This is a genomic window from Catenulispora subtropica, assembly GCF_039531675.1.
GTDB lineage: Bacteria > Actinomycetota > Actinomycetes > Streptomycetales > Catenulisporaceae > Catenulispora > Catenulispora subtropica.
Map to the genome: position 1 here is coordinate 1 of NZ_BAAAQM010000082.1, position 19,623 is coordinate 19,623.

Annotated in this window: 21 protein-coding genes; 17 read left to right on the forward strand and 4 right to left on the reverse strand. The window is 72.2% G+C overall.

Annotated features, from left to right (window positions below; genetic code table 11):
* Window positions 1-399 precede the first annotated feature (399 nt).
* A complete protein-coding gene (gene ybaK, locus ABD466_RS41160; RefSeq protein ID WP_344662741.1) occupies window positions 400-894 on the reverse strand; it encodes a Cys-tRNA(Pro) deacylase in 495 nt (164 codons plus the stop codon).
* A gap of 99 nt (window positions 895-993) precedes the next feature.
* Between ybaK and ABD466_RS41165 the strand changes: the two genes are divergently transcribed.
* A complete protein-coding gene (locus tag ABD466_RS41165; protein WP_344662742.1) occupies window positions 994-1,917 on the forward strand; it encodes a hypothetical protein in 924 nt (307 codons plus the stop codon).
* Window positions 1,918-2,014: 97 nt separating this feature from the next.
* On the opposite strand, the gene ABD466_RS41170 is transcribed toward ABD466_RS41165, so the two are convergent.
* The gene (locus tag ABD466_RS41170; RefSeq protein WP_344662743.1) at window positions 2,015-2,680 is read right to left on the reverse strand and encodes an LON peptidase substrate-binding domain-containing protein; all 666 of its coding nucleotides are present in this window, start codon (window positions 2,678-2,680) and stop codon (window positions 2,015-2,017) included.
* An 87-nt stretch (window positions 2,681-2,767) separates the two neighbouring features.
* On the opposite strand from ABD466_RS41170, the gene hisD reads away from it, so the two are divergent.
* From hisD to ABD466_RS41235, 13 genes are all read left to right on the forward strand, one after another.
* Window positions 2,768-4,117, forward strand: coding sequence for a histidinol dehydrogenase (gene hisD, locus ABD466_RS41175; RefSeq protein WP_344662744.1), 1,350 nt, complete (start codon window positions 2,768-2,770; stop codon window positions 4,115-4,117).
* Window positions 4,118-4,119: 2 nt separating this feature from the next.
* The gene (locus tag ABD466_RS41180; protein ID WP_425558871.1) at window positions 4,120-5,217 is read left to right on the forward strand and encodes a histidinol-phosphate transaminase; all 1,098 of its coding nucleotides are present in this window, start codon (window positions 4,120-4,122) and stop codon (window positions 5,215-5,217) included.
* The gene (gene hisB / locus ABD466_RS41185; RefSeq protein ID WP_344662746.1) at window positions 5,217-5,807 is read left to right on the forward strand and encodes an imidazoleglycerol-phosphate dehydratase HisB; all 591 of its coding nucleotides are present in this window, start codon (window positions 5,217-5,219) and stop codon (window positions 5,805-5,807) included. Before ABD466_RS41180 ends, hisB begins: the two co-directional genes overlap by 1 nt.
* 2 nt (window positions 5,808-5,809) lie before the next feature.
* On the forward strand, window positions 5,810-5,980 hold the full coding sequence (locus ABD466_RS41190) for a hypothetical protein (protein WP_344662747.1): 171 nt from the start codon (window positions 5,810-5,812) through the stop codon (window positions 5,978-5,980).
* The gene (hisH, locus tag ABD466_RS41195; protein WP_344662748.1) at window positions 5,977-6,615 is read left to right on the forward strand and encodes an imidazole glycerol phosphate synthase subunit HisH; all 639 of its coding nucleotides are present in this window, start codon (window positions 5,977-5,979) and stop codon (window positions 6,613-6,615) included. Before ABD466_RS41190 ends, hisH begins: the two co-directional genes overlap by 4 nt.
* A 151-nt stretch (window positions 6,616-6,766) precedes the next feature.
* Window positions 6,767-7,498 (forward strand): bifunctional 1-(5-phosphoribosyl)-5-((5-phosphoribosylamino)methylideneamino)imidazole-4-carboxamide isomerase/phosphoribosylanthranilate isomerase PriA, encoded by a 732-nt coding sequence (gene priA, locus ABD466_RS41200; protein WP_344662749.1) that lies wholly within the window; start codon window positions 6,767-6,769, stop codon window positions 7,496-7,498.
* 2 nt (window positions 7,499-7,500) lie between these two features.
* The gene (locus ABD466_RS41205; RefSeq protein WP_344662750.1) at window positions 7,501-7,902 is read left to right on the forward strand and encodes a RidA family protein; all 402 of its coding nucleotides are present in this window, start codon (window positions 7,501-7,503) and stop codon (window positions 7,900-7,902) included.
* Between the two features lie 37 nt (window positions 7,903-7,939).
* Entirely contained in the window at window positions 7,940-8,728 is a 789-nt protein-coding gene (hisF, locus tag ABD466_RS41210) for an imidazole glycerol phosphate synthase subunit HisF (RefSeq protein WP_344662751.1), read from the forward strand.
* A 138-nt stretch (window positions 8,729-8,866) separates the two neighbouring features.
* Window positions 8,867-9,832 (forward strand): ABC transporter ATP-binding protein, encoded by a 966-nt coding sequence (locus ABD466_RS41215; protein WP_344662752.1) that lies wholly within the window; start codon window positions 8,867-8,869, stop codon window positions 9,830-9,832.
* Window positions 9,829-10,671: an ABC transporter permease subunit gene (locus ABD466_RS41220; RefSeq protein WP_344662753.1), complete on the forward strand. Its 843-nt coding sequence runs from the start codon at window positions 9,829-9,831 to the stop codon at window positions 10,669-10,671. Before ABD466_RS41215 ends, ABD466_RS41220 begins: the two co-directional genes overlap by 4 nt.
* The gene (locus tag ABD466_RS41225) at window positions 10,668-12,077 is read left to right on the forward strand and encodes a sensor histidine kinase (protein ID WP_344662754.1); all 1,410 of its coding nucleotides are present in this window, start codon (window positions 10,668-10,670) and stop codon (window positions 12,075-12,077) included. The genes ABD466_RS41220 and ABD466_RS41225 overlap by 4 nt, the downstream gene beginning before the upstream one ends.
* Window positions 12,074-12,736, forward strand: coding sequence for a response regulator (locus ABD466_RS41230; RefSeq protein ID WP_344662755.1), 663 nt, complete (start codon window positions 12,074-12,076; stop codon window positions 12,734-12,736). The genes ABD466_RS41225 and ABD466_RS41230 overlap by 4 nt, the downstream gene beginning before the upstream one ends.
* A gap of 169 nt (window positions 12,737-12,905) precedes the next feature.
* Window positions 12,906-13,253: a hypothetical protein gene (locus ABD466_RS41235; protein ID WP_344662756.1), complete on the forward strand. Its 348-nt coding sequence runs from the start codon at window positions 12,906-12,908 to the stop codon at window positions 13,251-13,253.
* A gap of 143 nt (window positions 13,254-13,396) precedes the next feature.
* On the opposite strand, the gene ABD466_RS41240 is transcribed toward ABD466_RS41235, so the two are convergent.
* Entirely contained in the window at window positions 13,397-13,750 is a 354-nt protein-coding gene (locus ABD466_RS41240) for a hypothetical protein (RefSeq protein ID WP_344662757.1), read from the reverse strand.
* 170 nt (window positions 13,751-13,920) lie between these two features.
* Here ABD466_RS41240 and ABD466_RS41245 point away from each other — a divergent pair, with 170 nt between their 5' ends.
* Both ABD466_RS41245 and ABD466_RS41250 read left to right on the forward strand, forming a co-directional pair.
* A complete protein-coding gene (locus ABD466_RS41245) occupies window positions 13,921-15,867 on the forward strand; it encodes an ABC transporter ATP-binding protein (RefSeq protein WP_425558869.1) in 1,947 nt (648 codons plus the stop codon).
* Complete coding sequence (locus tag ABD466_RS41250) at window positions 15,864-17,744, forward strand: ABC transporter ATP-binding protein (protein WP_344662759.1); 1,881 nt, start codon at window positions 15,864-15,866, stop codon at window positions 17,742-17,744. The genes ABD466_RS41245 and ABD466_RS41250 overlap by 4 nt, the downstream gene beginning before the upstream one ends.
* A gap of 3 nt (window positions 17,745-17,747) precedes the next feature.
* Here ABD466_RS41250 and ABD466_RS41255 read toward each other — a convergent pair whose 3' ends face one another.
* Window positions 17,748-18,773, reverse strand: a complete 1,026-nt coding sequence (locus tag ABD466_RS41255) for a LysR family transcriptional regulator (protein ID WP_344662760.1) — start codon at window positions 18,771-18,773, stop codon at window positions 17,748-17,750.
* A 227-nt stretch (window positions 18,774-19,000) separates the two neighbouring features.
* Here ABD466_RS41255 and ABD466_RS41260 point away from each other — a divergent pair, with 227 nt between their 5' ends.
* Complete coding sequence (locus ABD466_RS41260) at window positions 19,001-19,555, forward strand: hypothetical protein (RefSeq protein WP_344662761.1); 555 nt, start codon at window positions 19,001-19,003, stop codon at window positions 19,553-19,555.
* Window positions 19,556-19,623 lie beyond the last annotated feature (68 nt).

The following is a 19,623-nucleotide window of genomic DNA, read 5'->3' on the forward strand; positions in this document are numbered from 1 at the left end:
GCCAGAGGCATCGCGCCCCGCCCTTGGGCGCGAACGCGAAGCCACACCAACAGCAACCGCCGCGCCCAACCGCACGCTGAACCGACCCCGAAGACCGACGCGGCACTGCACTAGTCCGGAGGGCTCCCAGAGTGGACAGCACCTCGTAGGCGACCACCGACCCCAGCGCGTGCGCCACGACCACCGCATGTCCGGGCCGATGGCGTCCCGCACCTTCGCAAGGCTCGAGGTCCGGACCGCAGGCTCGGTGAGTGCTGCTTGCCGATTCCGCGGACGCACACGACCCGTGCCACAGGCCTCGGACACCACTCATAGCAGCGGTCGAGGACGCCTGTCAGCGAGAAGGTGCCGCCGCGAGAAGGTGCCGCCGCGAGAAGGTGCCGCCGCGCGAAGGTGCCGCTAGTCCTTGCCGATCGGCGCCAGGACCGCGCCGGTGAGCCGCACCAGCTCCGCCGGCGCCAGTTCGATCTCCATGCCGCGCTTGCCCGCCGAGCAGAACATCGTGTCGAACAGCAGCGCGGTCTCGTCGACCACGGTGGGGAGCTGCTTGCGCTGGCCCAACGGGGACACGCCGCCGAGGACGTAGCCGGTGGTGCGGGTGACGGCGGCCGGGTCGGCCATGGCCGCCTTCTTGCCGCCGACGGCGCCGGCCAGGGCCTTCAGGTCGAGGCTGCCGGCGACCGGGACCACGGCCACCGTCAGGGTACCGTCCACGTCCGCGACCAGGGTCTTGAACACCCGCTCGGGCTCCACGCCCATCACGTCGGCGGCTTCCTTGCCGTAGGAGGCGGCGGAGGGGTCGTGCTCGTAGGTGTGCACCGTGAAGTCGACGCCCGCCTTGGTGAGCACTGCTGTCGCCGGGGTTCCACTCGCCTGACGGTTCTTTGCGGCCATGCGGTCATGCTGCCAGAAGGGGTGCCTCGCGCCCCACTGCATTCCCTTCTGCCCCTCCCGGCTGCCATGTGTGGCCCCGGCATGAAAAGCTGATAGACGATGAACGACCAGACTTCGCCGACTGCCGGTGGGCAGGGCCCGGGTTCCTCGCCGTGGCGGAACCCCTTCAAGGAACCGCAGAGCGCGCAGGGGCTGCCGGGAGTGCTGGACCTCACAGCAGGGAAGCCTGGGCGGCGGTACACCTTCCGGGGGGTGCTGACAGCCGCGCGTGCGGACCTGCTGGCGGCCGCGATCCTGGTGGCCGCCGGTGCGGCGCTGGGCGTGCTGGCCGGTCTGGCCTGGTACCGCTTCGCCCCCACGGTCTGGCTGACGCTCCCGGCCGACGCCGTCTCGCAGGTGAAGGCGAACGTCGACCAGTCAGCGCTTCTGGTCGCGCCCGAGGCGAAGGGCATCGCCAGCGTCGACGGGTACTTCTTCGTGTTCACCTCCGTGGCGGGCCTGCTGCTCGGTGTCCTGGCGTTCTGGCTGGGGCGGCGCGGCCTGCTCGGCGGGCAGGACCGGGACGGGCAGCCGGACGGCGCGGGCGTCGGCGCCTGGGCGGGGGTGCTGCTCGGCGGTCTGGTCGCCTCGACCATGGCCGCGGCCCTGGGGCACTGGATCTCGATGCCGGACCCGCTCACCGTGCTGCACACCATCGCTGCCGGCCACCAGTTCCACGCGCCGGTCGCCCTGCACGCCCAGGGGCTGTACTTCGCGGCGCCGGTGCTGGGCATGGTCCTGTTCCTGGCGCTCACGGCCGCCTTCACCAAGGCTTCGACGCCGCCGTGGCAGGCGTATGACCAGCGTTCGCAGATGTTCTTCTCATCTGAGAATCCCTACGGCTTCCCCAATGGCGGCGGCCAGCAGGGCATCTGGAGTGGGAACGGCGACGGGCAGGGCCAGGACAAGCGTCCGCCCCAGAACGGCGATGCACAGCCGGGGACGGACACCACGACGCAGCAGGCGGACCCGTCGCGCAGCTGACCGGGCCCGCAGGCCCCGCATGGTCTGCCGGTCCCGCCAGCCCGCAAGCGGTGTCGCCGCAGCGGGTCAGCCCCTCCGGCAGCGACGGCAGGGCCTGCTAGCGGCGTCGCCGCAGCAGGTCCACCGCCGGCAGCGACGGCAGGCTCTTCAGGATCCCGGTCTCCCGGCGCAGGATCTTCGCCTCGTTGCGCAGCCGCTCCGACGTGGTCTCCGTCGTCAGCAGCCGCTGCTTCTCGTACACGTCCAGCACGGTCGCCGCGCCGATGAGGTACGACAGCACCGTCGGGTCCTCCGGCAGCTCCGGGATCGCCCCGACCTGCACCCCGCGCAGCTCCGACAGCGCGGCCTGGTACTTCCGGAACAGCGCGGTCAGCCCGGGCGCCAGCACCTCGGCGTCCGGCCCGGTGACCTCGTCCAGCAGCTCCACCTCGCCGCGGGCGTACGGGCCGTCGTCGTCGAACGACTCCAGCCGGAACCGGTGCACGCCGGTGGTGGTGATGTCGAAGCGGCCGTCCTCGTACTCCACGATCGAGTCGATCTCGGCGGTGCAGCCCACGTCGTACAGCGCGGTGACGTTGCCCCGGCCCACCTCGTGGCCGTCCTTGATGGCCAGCACGCCGAATCGGCGCGGGGCGCCCTCGGGCAGCGCCGACAGGTCGCGCACCAGCTGCCGGTAGCGATGTTCGAAGATGTGCAGGGGCAGCACGACGCCCGGGAAGAGCACGCTTCCGAGGGGGAACAGCGGCAGCTCTGTCGTCGTCACGAACCCAATCTAGTCGCACCGCGCGGGAGGCTGCCCATTCTGCGGACGCACCGGTCCGCGCCCGTCCGCGGAACTACAATCGGTGACGTGATCACTCGTATCGACCTGCGCGGTCGCGCTCTGGACGGGTCACGCTCTTCGACGGAGCAGACCGATCCTCGCGCCCTGGTCCCCAGGGCCGAGCTGGACGTGGAGACGGCTCTGGCCGTGGTCCGCCCGATCGTCGAGGACGTCCATCATCGCGGCGAGGCGGCGTTGATCGAGCTGGCCGAGCGGTTCGACGGCGTGCGGCTGACCGCCGTCCGGGTGCCGGAGGCGGCGCTGGCCGAGGCCGCCGAGGCCCTCGACCCGCGGGTCCGGGCCGCGCTGGAGGAGTCGATCCGCCGCGCCCGGAAGGTGCACGCCGACCAGCGCCGCACCGACAAGACCACCCAGGTCGTCGAGGGCGGCACCGTCACCGAGCGCTGGGTGCCGGTCGACCGGGTGGGCCTGTACGTCCCCGGCGGGCGCGCCGTGTACCCGTCGTCCGTGGTGATGAACGTGGTCCCGGCCCAGGAGGCCGGGGTCGGCTCGCTGGCCGTGGCGTCCCCGCCGCAGAAGGAGTACGGCGGCCTCCCGCACCCCACGATCCTCGCCGCATGTGCACTCCTGGGGGTGAACGAGGTCTACGCCGCCGGCGGCGCGCAGGCCGTCGCGATGTTCGCCTACGGCTACCGGGACGCCGCCGGGACCGTCGTCTGCCGCCGCGCCGACCTGGTCACCGGGCCCGGCAACATCTACGTCGCCGCCGCCAAGCGCCTGCTCAAGGGGGTCATCGGCATCGACGCCGAGGCCGGCCCGACCGAGATCATGGTGGTCGCCGACGCCACCGCCGACCCCGGCGTGGTGGCCGCCGACCTGATCAGCCAGGCCGAGCACGACCCGCTGGCGGCCGCCGTACTGGTCACCGACTCCGAGGAGCTGGCCGACGCGGTCGTGAAGGAGCTCGAGGTGCGGGTCGCGGCGACCAAGCACGTCGAGCGCATCCGCGAGGCGCTCGGCGGGCGCCAGTCGGCGGTCGTGCTGGTCGACGACATCGAGGCGGCGCTGGTCGTCGCCAACGGCTACGCCGCCGAACACCTGGAGATCCAGACCCGCGACGCGGCCTCGGACGCGGCGAAGGTCCGCAACGCCGGCGCCGTGTTCGTCGGCTCGTTCGCGCCGGTCAGCCTGGGCGACTACCTGGCCGGGTCGAACCACGTGCTGCCCACCGGCGGCTGCGCCTGCCACAGCTCCGGCCTGTCGGTGCAGAGCTTCCTGCGCGGCATCCACGTCGTCGACTACAGCCGGGACGCGCTGGCCGAGGCCGCCGGGCTGGTGGTGGCGCTGGCCGACGCCGAGGACCTGCCGGCCCACGGCGAGGCCGTGACCGCGCGGTTCGAGGACCGGGAGGGGTGAGCGTGGACTACCGCGACCTGCCGATCCGCGACGACCTGCGGGAGCTGACGCCGTACGGCGCGCCGCAGATCGACGTGCCGTATCCGCTGAACACCAACGAGAACCCCTATGGTCCGCCGCCCGAGCTGGTGGCGGACCTGGCTCGCGCGGTCACCGAAGCGGCGACCACGCTGAACCGGTATCCCGACCGCGATGCCACCGAGCTGCGCAAGGACCTCGCCGACTATCTGGCCGGGGCCTGTCACAGTCACGGGCTCACCGTGCGGAACCTGTGGGCCGCCAACGGCTCCAACGAGGTGCTGCAGCAGATCCTCCAGGTCTTCGGCGGCCCGGGCCGCAGCGCCATCGGCTTCGAGCCCTCGTACTCGATGCACCGGCTGATCGCCCTGGCCACCGCCACCGAGTGGGTCTCCGGCCTGCGCGAGGGCGACTACACCCTCGACGCCGACAAGGCGATCGCGGCCATCGAACGGCACCAGCCGAACATCGTGTTCCTGACCTCGCCGAACAACCCGACCGGCACGGCGATGGAGCTCGACGTGATCCGCGCGGTGCTCAAGGCCGCCGACGGCGTCGGCGCGATGGTGGTCGTGGACGAGGCGTACTTCGAGTTCGCCCGCCCCGGCACGCCCTCCGCGCTCACGCTGCTGCCCGAGCACCCCCGGCTGATCGTCACCCGCACCATGTCGAAGGCTTTCGCGATGGCCGGCGCGCGCGTCGGCTACCTGGCCGCCGACCCCGCGGTGATCGACGCGCTGCTGCTGGTGCGGCTGCCGTACCACCTTTCAGCGCTGACACAGGCCGCGGCGCGCACCGCGCTCCGCCACGTCGGGGCGCTGCTGGGCACCGTGGACGCGGTGAAGGCGCAGCGCGACCGCATCGTCGAGGAGCTGACCGCGCTCGGCCTGCCCGTCGTGCCGTCCGACGCCAACTTCGTGTTCTTCGGCGTCCCAGGCGGGGACCAGCAGGGCCTGTGGCGCCGGGTGCTCGACCACGGCGTCCTGATCCGCGACGTGGGCATCCCCGGCATGCTGCGGGTGACCGCCGGGACCGAACCCGAGACGACGGCGTTCCTGAACGCCTTGAAGGAGAGTCTTTGATGGGCCGCATCGGCAGGGTGGAGCGCACGACCGGCGAGACCGGCGTCCTGGTCGAGGTCGACCTGGACGGCACCGGCGAGGCCGAGATCTCGACCGGCGTCGGCTTCTTCGACCACATGCTCCACCAGCTGGCCAAGCACGGCCTGTTCGACCTGACCGTGAAGACCGAGGGCGACCTGCACATCGACGGCCACCACACGGTCGAGGACACGGCGCTGGCGCTGGGCGCGGCGTTCCGCGAGGCGCTGGGGACCAAGGCCGGGCTGCGCCGGTTCGCCGACGCCCGGGTGCCGCTGGACGAGACGCTGGCCGAGGTCGTCGTCGACCTGTCCGGGCGGCCGTACCTGGTGCACGAGATGCCGGAGAACCTGGCGCCGATGATCGGCGAGTTCGACACCGAGCTGACCCGGCACATCTTCGAGTCCTTCGTGGCCCAGGCGCAGATCTGCCTGCACATCCGCGTGCCGTACGGCCGCATCGCGCACCACGTGGTGGAGGCCCAGTTCAAGGCGCTGGCCAGGGCGTTGCGGGAGGCGTGCACGCCGGACCCTAGAGTGAACGGTATTCCGAGCACGAAGGGTGTCCTCTAGCCATGACCGGCAGTTACGCCGCCGCGGGACTGGTGTTCCTCGGCCTTTTCCTCCTCGGCGGGTCCTACTCGCTGTTCAAGCAGGCCTCCGGGAACGGCGGCATGCGGGCCATGTCGCTGATCCTGGTGCTCTGCGCCGGCATGTCGATCGCGGCCGGGGTGATGCGCTGGTGACCAAGCCCTCCGTCGTCGTCCTGGACTACGGCTCGGGAAACATCCGCTCCGCCGAGCGCGCCCTGGAGCGGGCCGGCGCCGAGGTCACGGTCACGGCCGACTTCGACACCGCGCTGAACGCCGACGGCCTGTTCGTGCCGGGCGTCGGCGCGTACGAGGCCTGCATGACCGGGCTGAAGGCGGTGCGCGGGGACCGGATCATCGGCCGCCGCCTGGCCGGCGGGCGTCCGGTGCTGGGAGTCTGCGTCGGCATGCAGATCCTGTTCGACCGCGGCGTGGAGCACGGCGTGGTCACCGAGGGCTGCGGCGAGTGGCCCGGCACCGTGGAGCGGCTGGACGCGCCGATCATCCCGCACATGGGCTGGAACACGCTGGAGGTCCCGGAGGGGACGAAGCTGTTCGCCGGACTCGACGCCGGGACCCGGTTCTACTTCGTGCACTCCTACGCGGTGCGCAAGTGGGAGCTGACCGACACCGGCCGCATGCGCGCGCCGCTGGTCACGTGGGCGACGCATGGCGAGCCGTTCGTGGCCGCGGTGGAGAACGGGCCGTTGTCGGCCACGCAGTTCCATCCGGAGAAATCCGGCGACGCCGGGGCGCACGTGCTGCGCAACTGGCTCGGTCAGCTGCGCTGAGCAGATCGCTTCCTTCGAGCCCGAGATACCTCGAACGCGAGATACCTCCAGAACGAGGTACATCGAGCACAAAGTACATCGAATGCGAAGTACGTCGAGTACGAAGTACATCGAACCCGAAATACATCGAGTACGACATATAAGGACCCCCATGCCTGCCTACCTCGAACTCCTCCCCGCCGTCGACGTCGCCGACGGCCAGGCCGTCCGGCTGGTCCAGGGCGCCGCGGGCTCGGAGACGTCCTACGGCGACCCCCTGGCCGCCGCCCTGGCGTGGCAGAGCGCCGGTGCCGAGTGGATCCACCTGGTCGACCTGGACGCCGCGTTCGGGCGCGGCTCGAACGCCGACCTGCTCGCGGACGTGGTGGGCAAGCTGGACGTGCGGGTCGAGCTCTCGGGCGGCATCCGCGACGACGCCTCGCTGCGCCGGGCGCTGGCCACCGGCTGCGAGCGCGTCAACCTGGGCACCGCCGCGCTGGAGGCCCCGGACTGGGTGCGGCGGGCGATCGCCGAGCACGGCGACAAGATCGCCGTGGGGCTGGACGTGCGGGGCACCACGCTGTCCGCGCGCGGCTGGACCCAGGACGGCGGCGAGCTGTTCGACGTGCTCTCGCGGCTCGACGCCGACGGCTGCGCGCGGTACGTCGTCACCGACGTGCACCGCGACGGCACCCTGACCGGCCCCAACCTGGAGCTGCTCCGAAACGTGTGCGCGGCCACCGACAAGCCGGTCGTGGCCTCCGGCGGCGTGTCCTCGCTGGAGGATCTCGCCGCGCTCAGCACGCTGGTGCCGATCGGCGTGGAGGGCGCTATCGTCGGCAAGGCGCTCTACGCGGGCGCCTTCACGCTCGAAGCAGCCCTCGAACTCACCAGGAGCGCGTGAGAATGAGCAACGTCCAGCGGATCGGCTCCGGCGGGCCGTGGGAGAGCACGTACGGGTACTCCCGCGTGGTGGCCGCCGGGCCCCACGCCTGGGTGTCCGGGTGCACCGCCACCGTCGACGGCATGGTGCAGGGCAACGGCGACCCGTACACCCAGATGAAGGTGGCGCTCGACAACGCGCGCACGGCCCTGGCCGAGGCCGGGTTCGAGCTGCGCGACGTGGTGCGGACCCGCTGGTTCGTGGTGCACTCGCGGGACATCGACGAGGTCGGGCGCGCGCACGGCGAGGTGTTCGGGGAGTTCCGGCCGGCCGCCACCGCGCTGGTGGTCTCCGGCCTCATCGATCCCGGGATGCTCGTCGAGGTCGAGCTGGACGCGTACCGGGCCGAGCGCGCGGACGCGTAGTACCCCTGTTTGCAAGATCTCTGATAAGGAGCAGTCAGTGAGCACCGCCGCCCCCGGCCGGCTGGCCGTCCGCGTCATCCCGTGCCTCGACGTCGACGCCGGCCGCGTGGTGAAGGGCGTGAACTTCGCGAACCTCCGGGACGCCGGCGACCCGGTGGAACTGGCCCGCGCCTACGACGCCGCGGGCGCCGACGAGCTGACGTTCCTGGACGTCACCGCCTCCACCGACGCCCGCGCCACGGTGTACGACGTCGTCAGCCGCACCGCCGACCAGGTCTTCATCCCGCTCACGGTCGGCGGCGGCGTCCGCTCCACCGACGACGTGGACCGCCTGCTGCGCGCCGGCGCCGACAAGGTCGGCGTGAACACCGCCGCCGTCGCGCGCCCGGAGCTGATCGCCGAGATCGCGGACCGCTTCGGCAACCAGGTCCTGGTCCTGTCGGTGGACGCCCGCCGGTGCCCGGAGGGCGTGCACACCGAATCAGGCTACGAAGTCACCACCCACGGCGGCCGGCGCTCCACCGGCATCGACGCCGTGGCCTGGGCCGTCCGCGCCGCCGACCTCGGCGCCGGCGAGATCCTCCTGAACTCCATCGACGCCGACGGGATGAAGCAGGGCTTCGACCTGGAGATGCTGACCGCGGTCCGGGCCGCGGTGACGGTGCCGCTGATCGCTTCCGGCGGCGCCGGGGCCGCGGAGCACTTCGCCCCGGCGGTGGGCGCGGGTGCGGACGCGGTGCTCGCCGCGTCGGTGTTCCACTTCGGCGACGTGACGATCGGCGAGGTCAAGAGCTCGCTGCGGGACGCCGGCTACCCGGTGCGCTGACCGCGGGGGCGGTCCTGGGACCTCGCCGGTCCATCCACCGATGCATCACCCGTACATCGCACGATGCATTCGCCGCCCCGCCGGGTTCGCCTTCGGGGCGGACGACCGCGACCCCCCGCGCTCCGTAGCGTGAAGCCCATGATCGAGGCAAGAAGCCTGACGAAACGCTACGGCGCCAAGACCGCCGTCGCCGACTTGTCCTTCACCGTCCGCCCGGGCGTCGTCACCGGGTTCCTGGGCCCCAACGGCGCCGGCAAGTCGACGACCATGCGCATGATCCTCGGCCTGGACCGGCCGACCTCCGGCACGGTGACCGTCAACGGCGCCGACTACGCCGCCCACGCCGCACCGCTGCACGAGGTCGGCGCGCTGCTGGAGGCCAAGGCCGTCCACACCGGCCGCAGCGCCTTCAACCACCTGCTCGCGCTGGCCGCGACCACCGGCATCCCGCGGTCGCGGGTCGACGAGGTGATCGACCTGGTCGGGCTGCGCGACGTGGCGCGCAAGCGGGCCGGGGGGTTCTCGCTGGGCATGGGGCAGCGCCTCGGCATCGCCAGCGCGCTGCTCGGCGACCCCGAGACGCTGATCCTGGACGAACCCGTCAACGGGCTCGACCCGGAGGGCATCCTGTGGATCCGGAACCTGCTCAAGCAACTGGCGTCCGAGGGGCGCACCGTGTTCGTCTCCAGCCACCTGATGAGCGAGATGGCCCTGACCGCCGAGCACCTGATCGTGATCGGGCAGGGACGGCTGATCGCCGACACGTCGGTCGCGGAGTTCGTCTCGCGGGCGTCCAGCGGCAGCGTGAAGGTGCGCAGCCCGCAGGCCGCGCGGCTGCGGGAACTGCTGGCCGGGCCGGACGTCACGGTGTCCTCCTCGGCCGAGGGCACGCTGCAGGTCGAGGGCCTGAGCAGCGACCGGATCGGCACCGTCGCGGCCGAGAACCGGATCACGCTGTTCGAGCTGGCGCCGAAGGAGGCGTCGTTGGAGGAGGCGTTCATGGAGCTGACCGGCGACGCCGTCGAGTACCGCGCCCCGGACCCGGCCGGGGATCGGGAGAACCGCGAGGACCGCGAGGACCGAGAGGTCGAGGTGACCGCATGACCGCCGTCGCAGAGCCCACCGGTGCGTCCGGGGCCACCCGCCGCCCCCGCTCCGGCAAGGTCACCCAGACCCGCGTCCTGAACAGCGAGTGGATCAAGTTCCGCTCCCTGCGCTCCTCGTACTGGTCCCTGCTCGTCGGCTGCACCGCGATGACCGCCCTCGGCCTGCTGTTCAGCTTCGTGATCACCGAGAAGTGGGACACCATGGTGCCCGGCCGCCGGGCCACCTTCGGCGCCATCGCCGTCCCGCTGCGCGGCTACTACCTCTGCCAGCTCGCCGTCGGCGTCCTCGGCGTCATGGTGGTCACCGGCGAGTACTCCACCGGCATGATCCGCGCCAGCCTGTCGGCGGTCCCGAAGCGGCTGCCGGTGCTGTGGGCGAAGGCCACGGTGTTCGCCGCCGCGGTGTGGCTCACCACGACCGCGACCGCCTTCGTCTGCTTCTTCGGCGGCCAGGCCTTCTTCAGCACCAAGCACATCGAGGCCACCCTGACGACACCGGGCGCCGTGCGCATCATCTTCGGCACCGGGCTGTACCTGACCGTGGTCGGCCTGCTCGGCGTCGGCCTGGGCACCATCATCCGCACCACCGCCGGGGCGATCGCCGCGCTGTTCGCGACGCTGCTCGTGCTGCCGGTGCTCGGCGAGGTCTTGAACTTCACCTCGTGGGGCGACAAGGTCAATCCGTACCTGCCGAGCAACGCCGGGCAGGCGCTGCTGGTGGAGCACACCGAGGCGTCGGGGCAGATGCGGCCGTGGCCCGGGTTCGTGCTGTTCGTCGCGTACGCGGTCGCCACCATGGCCGTGGCGGCCTACCTGCTGAAGAAACGAGACGCGTGAGTCCTGCTGGTGCGGTTCCTGACGACCTCGGCGCCCGCCGGGGTCTTCAGGCTGCGGTCGCGCGGGCGCAGCGGTGGGCGGCCGACAAGAGCACGGTGGTCGACGCGTTGTTCGTCGCGGCCATGCTGGTCCCCGCCGGGACGCACGTCTACATCCACTCCGGCGTGCGCGCGGTCGCCGCGTGGTCGTTGCTGCTGGGCATGTTCCTGCCGCTGGTCGTCCGGCGCCGGTACCCGGTCGCGGCGTTCGCGGTGGTCGCGCTGTGCGGCCTCGTGCAGTGGCTGACGGCGCTGCTGATCCCGCTGGTCGACGTCAGCCTCCTGATCGCGCTCTACTCGGTGGCCGCGCACGCCGCCACCCGCTACACCCTCGCCGCCGTGGCCGTCATGGAACTCGGCGGGGGGATGGCGGCCACGGCGCACTGGGCCCGTGAGAGCGGCGCGATGCGGGTCTTCATCTTCCTCTCCGGCATGGTGACCGCCGCGACGGTGCTCGGCATCAACACCCGGACCCGCCGCGCCTACCTGGCCTCCTTGGAGGAACGGGCCCGCCGCCTGGAGTTCGAGAGGGACCAGCAGGCGCAGATCGCGGCCGCGACCGAGCGCGCCTCGATCGCCCGTGAGGTGCACGACGTCGTCACGCACAGCCTGTCGGTGATGGTCGCGCTGACCGACGGCGCCTCGTACGCGGTCCACACGGCGCCGGACCGCGCGGCCGAGGCCGTGGCGCGCGCCTCGGAAGTCGGACGCCAGGCGATCACGGACATGCAGCGGGTGCTGGGCGTGCTGCGCGGCTCGACGGCAGGGACGATGGCCGAGCTGCACCCGCAGCCGGGCCTGGCGCAGCTGGACGCGCTGCTGTCGGAGGTCCGCGTGGCCGGGCTGCCGGTGGAGCTGGTGGTCGGCGGAGCGCCGCCGGACCTGTCGTCGGGGGTGGAGCTGGCCGTGTTCCGCGTGGTGCAGGAGGCCTTGAACAACACGCGCAAGCACGCCGAGCCCGGTGTGTCGGCGCGGGTGCTGCTGAGCTACAGCGAGGAGGCGGTCGACGTGACGGTGGTCGACGACGGGGTGCCCGCCGTTTCGGCGAGCGGGCGGGACGAGGGCGGCGGGCACGGCCTGGCCGGGATGCGGGAACGGGTGGCGGCGTTCGGCGGTGAACTGGAGACCGGGCCGCGGACCGGGATCCGCGGGTGGCGGGTCCACGCCCGCGTGCCGGTGGCCGCGACCGGGGCGACCGCGACGGAGCCGACTGGAGACGGGGCGATCGCGACCGCGCCGACTACACACGGGGCGACCATGACTGTGCCGACCGCGCCCGCGCCGACTGCACACGAGGCGATCGCGACCGCGCCGACTGCACACGAGCCGACCGCGACCCGCCTTTCCCGGGCCGGTGATGCCGCGTGATCAGCGTTCTGTTGGTCGACGACGCGCCCCTGCTGCGCATGGGCTTCCGCATGGTGCTGGAAGCACAGCCGGACGTGGCGGTCGTCGGTGAGGCCGGCGACGGCGCCGAGGCTGTGGCGCTGGCGGCCCGGCTGTGTCCGGACGTCGTGCTGATGGACGTCCGCATGCCCGGCGTCGACGGCATCGAGGCCACCGCCCGCATCACCACCGCCGGCCTGCCGTCCCGGGTGCTGATCCTCACCACCTTCGACCTCGACGAGTACGCCTTCGCCGCCCTCCGCGCCGGCGCGGCCGGCTTCCTGTTGAAGAACGCCCATCCCTCCGACCTGATCGCGGGCATCCGCACCGTGGCGGCCGGCGACGGCGTCGTCGCCCCGCGCATCACCCGTCAGCTCATCGAGGCCTTCGCCCGCCAGTCGCCCGCGGCCCCCGCACCCCGCGCCGACGTGCGCCTCGGCCGTCTCACCGACCGCGAACGCGAGGTCCTGGTCGAGATGGCCCGCGGCCAGTCGAACGCTGAGATCGCCGACTCCCTGCACCTGTCCGAGGCCACGGTGAAGACCCACGTCAGCCGCATCCTCCCGAAACTGGAGCTGCGCGACCGTGTGCAGGCGGTGGTGTTCGCGTACGAGGTCGGGCTGGTCGTGGTCGGGTCGTAGTCCGCGTCACAGACCGGCCAGCCGCAGCGACCGCTCCATCTCGGCGCGATCAGGTGCTCGGCCGGGAGCTTCGGATGGGTGGCGATCGCCTCGCGCACCGACGCCTTCGGATCGGTGGCCAACGTTGTCGTCAGCTCCGCCGGCAGGTCGGGATCGCCTGTCGCGGCCAGTGCGCGCAGACGTGGTCGGCGATGCGGACATGCTCGTCCTCGTCGTCCAGCAAGCGGAGCGCCGCCTCATCGGGCAGGTCCGTGCTCCGCGCCGCCGCCGCACGGAAGCAGGGGAACGGGAGTCGACATGGCGTGCGGCGTCGGCGGTGACCCACGCCGGTCGCAGCCTCTTGATCTCGGACGCCGCCTCCATGGCCTCCAAGACGAGCTGGGATTCCTCCTCGGAGGCCGCCATCACGTCGTCGATGGCCGGATTGCCGGAGGCGATGTCAGCGGCGATGGCCGCCCGCACTGCGTCCGGGGTGTCGGGGCGGCCGAAGACCGCCAGCCGTACCCGCGGACTCTGATCGGCGGCGAGGGCGGCGCCGACCTCGGCGGGCAGGTCCGGCGACGTCGCCCTGGCCCCGCGACCAGCCGAACAGGCGCCGGATCAGCGCGGGCGGCAGTGCCGGATCGTCGGTGAGCCCGTCCATCGCCTCGTCGAGAGCGCTCACCGCGCGAGCTGCGTTATCAGCAACCCCGCCGCGCACGCCCCGAACAACGCGAACGCCGCTATCCCCGACGGATCCCGCCGCCCCGGCGCCGCCAGCCGGATCAGGTAGTACCCGCAGATCACGATGCTGAGCACGGCCCCGGCGACACTCACCGGTTCCGCGAACAGACCGATCAGCACCAGCGCCGCCGCCAGCGCCTTGACCGGCGCGAACACGGTGCGGGCCACGGCGGGGGAGTGGCCGGTGAACCGCTCGAACAGCGGCAATGTGCGGCCGGTCCACAGGTTGATCGGGGCCATCACCCACTCGGCGACGAGCAGCAGAGCCAGGACGGTCGCGATGATCTGCACGGCCAGGAGCGTAAACGGTGGGGCGGCTGGGGCGCCAGGAGTGCCGGGACCATCGATCGAAGTGGGGGTAACACCCGAGGTTGTGGAATGGGTTTTACCTCTCGGGATGTTGTCCGCCATTGTGTAGCCCAGGGAGTCGGCGGAGGGGAAGGGCCCCTACGCATCCCTGGATGCGGGGCCTGGCGCAGCCGGGGCCGGGATCCGGGGACGGGCGGGTAGGGACGGTTGATTTGAGTACGGAGAGTCTGCAGTCGGCTGCGCGTTCGCAGAAGTCCATCCTGAGGCGGGGGCTGGGCCTGCTCGGCATCGCGATCCGGACCGAGCCCAGAGTTTTCGCGGTCGCCGTCACCGGCAGTGCCGTCTACGGCGTCATGACCGTCGGCTCGGCCTGGGCCGTCGGCTGGGCCACCGACCACGCCGTCCTGCCGGCCTTCCGGGACGGCAAGGTCCCGGCCGGTGCCACCGCCGCCGCCGGGCTGCTGATCCTCGGCGTCGCGCTGGCCAAGGTGCTCGGCATCATCGGCCGCCGGCTGCTCGCCGGGGTCATGCAGTTCCGTCTCCAGGCCCGGTACCGCCGCTCGGTCGCCGAGCGCTACCTCCAGCTGCCGCTGTCCTGGCACCGGCGCCACCCCACCGGACAGCTGCTGTCCAACGCCGGGTCGGACGTCGACATGGCCTGGCAGTTCATCGCCCCGCTCCCGATGTCGCTCGGCGTGCTGATCATGATGGTCGCGGCCCTGGTCTCGATGGTGCTCACCGATCCGGTGCTGGCGATCGTCGGGTTCCTGCTCTTCCCGGCGATCATCGTGCTGAACACCGTCTACCAGCGGTTCGCCGCGCCGCGCCTGGCCGCCGCGCAGGAGCAGCGGGCCGGGGTCGCCGAGATCGCGCACGAGTCGTTCGACGGCGGCCTGGTCGTGAAGACCCTCGGCCGCGAGGACGTGGAGACCGTCCGCTTCGCCGAGGCCGCGGACCGGCTGCGCGACGCCAACATCGCCGCCGGGCGGGCCCGGGCGTTCTTCGACCCGGCGCTGGAGGCCGTACCGAACCTCGGCGTGCTGGTCGCGCTGCTGGTCGGCACTTCGCGCGTGGCGTCCGGGGCGATCCAGCCCGGGCAGGTCGTGCAGATCGCCTACCTGATCACGCTGCTCGCCTTCCCGCTGCGGGCCATCGGCTGGGTGCTCGGCGAACTGCCGCGCGCCGTGGTCGGCTACGAGCGGGTCAAGGCGGTGCTCGACGCCCGCGGCGACATGGAGTTCGGCACGCGCCGGGCCGGCGCCGGCTCCGGAACCGCCGCCGCGACCGTCGAACTGGACCACGTCGGCTTCGGCTACGACGGGCAGGCCATCCTCCAGGACGTCGCCCTGACCCTCCGCCCCGGCGCCACGATCGCGCTGGTCGGCCCGACCGGCTCCGGCAAGTCCACGCTCACCGGCCTGCTCGCCCGCCTCGCCGACCCCACCAGCGGCACCGTCCGCCTCGACGGCCAGGACCTGCGCGACTTCGCCCGCGGCGAGATCCCGGCGCAGGTCGCGCTGGTCCCGCAGCAGACCTTCCTGTTCCAGGACAGCATCCGCGACAACATCCGCCTGGACCGCGAAGCCGACGACGAGCGGATCTGGGCCGCGCTCCGCCTGGCGCAGGCCGAACGCTTCGTGAAGCGCCTGCCCGACGGGCTGGACACGGTCATCGGCGAGCGCGGCGCCACCCTGTCCGGCGGGCAGCGGCAGCGGCTGGCGCTCGCCCGCGCGCTGATCCGCGAGCCGCGCCTGCTGATCCTCGACGACTGCACCGCCAGCGTCGATCCGCAGGTCGAGGCGGCCATCCTCAGCGGCCTGCGCGAGGCCGCCGGCGAGGGCACGCTGGCCTCGACCGTGCTGGTGGTCGCGTACCGCAAGGCGACGATCGCCCTCGCCGACGAGGTGGTGTACCTGGAGCACGGCCGGATCGTGGACCAGGGCACGCACACCGAGCTGGTGGAGCGCTGCGACGGCTACCGCGACCTGATCACGGCGTACGAACGCGACCACGACGAGCGCGCGCAGGGCGGCGACGCCGACGACGACACCCGTATCCCCGAACAGCGCGACGGCGAGTTGCAGGAGGCCGGACGATGAGCACCGCGACCGTGGCCGCGAAGGACGACGCGAAGAACGACGCGAAGAACGCGAACACCGACGCGAGTGCCGACGCGAAGTCGGCTCCCGTTTCCAGCTCCGGTTACCAGCTCCCCGAGGCCACCGACGGCGGCTATGCCGTCCTGCGCCGCGGCCTGCGTCTGGCCCCGGACTTCACCAAGGGCCTGGGCCTGACCGTCGCCCTCGCGACCGTCGCCACCGTCGGCCGCCTGGTGATCCCGCTGACCGTCCAGCAGACCCTGGACCGCGGCATCCTCGCCAAGGGCGGCCCCGACTACGGGGTCGTCCGCACGATGGTCGCGCTCAGCGCCCTGGCGGTGCTGGTCACGGCGGTGTCGGCGTACCTGATGAACGTGCGGCTCTACACCTCCAGCGAGCGCGGGCTGGCCACGGTGCGCACCAAGGCGTTCCGCCACGTCCACGACCTGTCGCTGCTGCATCAGCAGGCTGAACAGCGGGGCGCGCTGGTCAGCCGCGTGACGAGCGACATCGACACGGTCACGGTGTTCATCCAGCAGGGCGGCATGCAGCTGTTCATCGCCGCCGCCCAGGTGCTGGTCGTGACCGTCGTGATGGCCGTCTACTCCTGGCAGCTGACGCTCCTGGTCTGGGCGTGCTTCGTGCCCATGTTCCTGATCATGCGCCGGATCCAGGCCCGGACCGGGCGCGCGTACCGGAAGGTGCGGCGCCGCTACGGGCAGATGCTCGGCGAGGTGTCCGAGGCACTGGTCGGCGCGGACGTGCTGCGCGCCTACGGGATCGAGGACCGCGCCGGCCGCCGCATCGGCGAGGCGGTGGAGTCGACACGCGACTCGCAGCTGCGGACCCAGCGGCTGATCGTCATCACGTTCTCGATGGGCGAACTGGTCGCCGGCCTGGCGACGGCGGGCATCGTGGTCCTCGGCGTCCTGCTCGGCGTCGGCGGCCGGCTGACCGCCGGCGAACTGGCGGCGATGCTGTTCCTGGTGACGCTGTTCATCTCACCCGTGCAGTTCGGCACCGAGATGCTCAACGAGGCGCAGAACGCGATCGCCGGCTGGCGGCGCATCGTGGGCCTGCTGGAGGCGCCGCCGGACGTGGTCGACCCGGGCACGGCGGGAGTCTCACCCCCCGAAGGCCCGCTCGGCGTCGGATTCGAAGAGGTCGTGTTCGCCTACCCCGGCGGCGCCCCGGTCCTGCACTCCCTGAGCACCGAGATCAAGCCGAGGACCCGCGTGGCGGTGGTCGGCGAGACCGGCTCGGGCAAGACGACGTTCGCCAAACTGCTGACCCGGCTGATGGACCCCACCTCGGGCCACATCACGATCAACGGGGTGCCGCTGAAGGACGTCGACTTCGAAACCCTGCGCTCCCGCATGGTGATGGTCCCGCAGGACGGCTTCCTGTTCGACATGACGGTCGGCGACAACGTCCGTTACGGCCGCCCGGGCGCCACGGACGACGAGGTCCGCCGCGCCTTCGACGACCTGGGGCTGACCGACTGGCTCGACGGCCTGCCGGAGGGCCCGGCCACCCGCGTCGGCCAGCGCGGGGAGTCGCTCTCCGCCGGCGAGCGGCAGCTGGTGGCGCTGGCGCGCGCGTACATCGCGGACCCGGATCTGCTGGTGCTCGACGAGGCCACGTCCGCCGTCGACCCGGCGACCGAGGTCCGGATCACCCGGGCGCTCGACGGGTTGACGCGGGGGCGGACGTCGATCGCCATCGCGCACCGCCTGTCCACCGCGGAGGCGGCGGACGAGGTGTTCGTCTTCGATGCGGGGCGGATCGTGGAGCGTGGGCCGCATCGGGAGTTGGTGGTGGCGGGCGGGGTGTATTCGGGGCTGCATGAGAGCTGGGCTCGGCAGCAGCGGTCTTAGCACCTACCCGACTCCCGCCAGGACACCCGGCGTGTTCGCCGCGACCTCGGCCTCGAACGCCGACCACAGCAGCGCGAGCGGATGGCCCGACGCGATGCGGGAGCGTTCGCCGCGGCGGGAGAACGCGCCGGTGAGCAACTCCAGATCGGGCGTGAAGCCGGTGCCGAGGCGGACCCGGCGCAGTCCTGCCGCGGCGGGGAGGGCGCCGGTCGCGGCCGCGTGCGCTATACCCTCCGTCACCAGCACGCAGCCGCTGACCAGGCCCGACGTGAGCAGTGAGAAGCCATATGTCAGGTCGCTGATTTCGGCGGCAGTCGTGAGACGGTCACGGTGGGCCGGCCCGTACCACCGCGACAGGAACTCGACGACCAGGCCGTGGGACGGCAGCGCCAGGGGCACAGTCGCGAGCCTCGAGGCGGACACCGGGGCGTCGGGCAACTCGTCCACCGGCAGGTTCGTCAGCAGCACCAGCCGGCTGCGGTAGCGCTCGACGACGTCGTACTTCTCCCGATGCGCCGTGCCGCCGGCCGGCACCACCATGCTGCCGCACACCACGTCCACCTCGTTCGCCTCCAGCGTCGCGGCGAACTCGCTGGTCCTGATGTGGACGACGTGCAGCTGTACCCCGCGTTCGTCCAGCGACTCCGCGATCCGCTCCCGCGCGCCCGCCAGGAACGGCAGCATCAGCTCCGTGGTGCCCACCGTCAGGCGGGAGCCGAGGCGGCGGCGTATCGCGTGGACGCCGTCGGACCAGTCGGCGAGGGTGCGGCGGGTCAGCGCGACCACCGCCTCGCCGGTCGGCGTGAAGCGGAAGTCCTTGCCGCGGCCGGACCGCAGGACCAGCTGCTCGCCGCACATCCGCTGGAAGGCGCGGTTCAGGGTGTCCAGCTGCTTCTGGACGCTGGACTGCTCGCGCTCCAGGACCCGTGCCGCCCGCAGCGCCGAGCCGGTGTCGTGCACCAGTGTCAGGGTACGGAGTTGGTCGAAGGTGGCGTCCAGCAGCGGAGCCGGTAGGTCGGCGGAGTCCATCACGGCAGTACAGCACAAGAACGCGTCGGCCGCCGAACGCCCCGTCAGAGAACTGATCTCAGGTACCTGTCAACTGATCCCGATGACAGTGCGGAATCGTGGACGCCGGCCGCCGGAGCGGGGCAGACTCGCTGAGCGGCCGGTGCGGAAGCCGGCCGCTGACATCCCATCCACTTCTCAAGCCGCCCGACGGCTCGCTTCGGCCTGCCGTCGTAGGAGGAAGAACGTTGAGTACCCAAGAAACCCGCGACCGGATGGCCTCCCGCGCTCCCGAGGCGCGGGCCCGGACCGCCGGGCCGGCCGCCGCGCCGCTGTCCGTCAAGGCCGCCGCCACGCTGGCCGTCCTGGCCGCGGCGAGCACCATCGCGTACGCGGTGCTGGCACTCGCCAACGGCAGGTCCATGCTCCGCGACATGGCGAACAGCCTGCTGGCCGGCCAGCTCGGGGACGCCCGGTCCATGGGGCTGGACCTCGGGCCGCTGATCGACGACGCGGTCAACTCCGAGTACCACGTCCTGCAGGACCGCGCGTACATCGGCATCGTGATCGCGCTGGTCTACCTGGCGCTGTGCACGCCGATCGTGCGTGGCGCGCGCAAGCTGCGGATCGCGGGGACGGTGTTCCTGGCGCTGCCGGTCATCATGGCGTTCGCCGACCTCGGTGACGACACGCCGACGGTGCTGCACGCGCTGGACGGCGTCGAGCTGGCGTGCGCGGTGCTGACGGCCGTCGCGCTGTGGCTGCCCGCGTCGAACGCGTACGTCCGGGCCCGCCGGAGCTGAGTCCGCCGCGAGGGAACCCGGGGCGGGTCCGACGCGTCGAAACCCTCACCAAGACTCTGGGGGCGGCG

Coding starts and splice junctions, on each gene's coding strand:
- ybaK (WP_344662741.1), bottom strand. CDS start 894: ATGGCCGCAAAGAACCGTCAGGCGAGTGGAACCCCGGCGACAGCAGTG.
- ABD466_RS41165 (WP_344662742.1), top strand. CDS start 994: ATGAACGACCAGACTTCGCCGACTGCCGGTGGGCAGGGCCCGGGTTCC.
- hisB (WP_344662746.1), top strand. CDS start 5,217: ATGGGCCGCATCGGCAGGGTGGAGCGCACGACCGGCGAGACCGGCGTC.
- ABD466_RS41190 (WP_344662747.1), top strand. CDS start 5,810: ATGACCGGCAGTTACGCCGCCGCGGGACTGGTGTTCCTCGGCCTTTTC.
- priA (WP_344662749.1), top strand. CDS start 6,767: ATGCCTGCCTACCTCGAACTCCTCCCCGCCGTCGACGTCGCCGACGGC.
- ABD466_RS41205 (WP_344662750.1), top strand. CDS start 7,501: ATGAGCAACGTCCAGCGGATCGGCTCCGGCGGGCCGTGGGAGAGCACG.
- ABD466_RS41215 (WP_344662752.1), top strand. CDS start 8,867: ATGATCGAGGCAAGAAGCCTGACGAAACGCTACGGCGCCAAGACCGCC.
- ABD466_RS41220 (WP_344662753.1), top strand. CDS start 9,829: ATGACCGCCGTCGCAGAGCCCACCGGTGCGTCCGGGGCCACCCGCCGC.
- ABD466_RS41245 (WP_425558869.1), top strand. CDS start 13,921: ATGCGGGGCCTGGCGCAGCCGGGGCCGGGATCCGGGGACGGGCGGGTA.
- ABD466_RS41250 (WP_344662759.1), top strand. CDS start 15,864: ATGAGCACCGCGACCGTGGCCGCGAAGGACGACGCGAAGAACGACGCG.
- ABD466_RS41255 (WP_344662760.1), bottom strand. CDS start 18,773: ATGGACTCCGCCGACCTACCGGCTCCGCTGCTGGACGCCACCTTCGAC.